The organism is Pseudomonas meliae (assembly GCF_001400515.1).
GTDB lineage: Bacteria > Pseudomonadota > Gammaproteobacteria > Pseudomonadales > Pseudomonadaceae > Aquipseudomonas > Aquipseudomonas amygdali.
In genome coordinates this window covers 1-261 of record NZ_LJQT01000404.1, presented here as the reverse complement: position 1 = coordinate 261, position 261 = coordinate 1, and the positions used below count along the sequence as shown (strand labels likewise).

Here is a 261-nt window from a genome sequence, read left to right as displayed (position 1 = left end):
TCGTTGGCGGCGCCCAACTCTGACATCAACGTAAGGATGAAGATAATGAACGGCTACGTAGTCACCTGGACCATCTACACAGAATCAGTAGGCGCACATAAAGAAGCCGCCCTTGACGTCGCACAGCGTTTCTTCCAGGCACGTATCGCTGACGGCGAACCAGACAGCGCGTGTACCTTTGTTGTCACCGGTATGGATGGTCAATCGGAAAAAATCGATCTTGCTGATTATCTTTACACGGATTGAAGTCGGTTGCCTTGG

1 protein-coding gene is annotated in these 261 nt (G+C 51.0%); it reads left to right on the top strand.

The genetic code is table 11. The annotated features are described in order from the left end of the window. The first annotated feature begins 45 nt into the window (after nucleotides 1–45). Nucleotides 46–246 (top strand): hypothetical protein, encoded by a 201-nt coding sequence (locus ALO64_RS18595; RefSeq protein ID WP_004666908.1) that lies wholly within the window; start codon nucleotides 46–48, stop codon nucleotides 244–246. Nucleotides 247–261 lie beyond the last annotated feature (15 nt).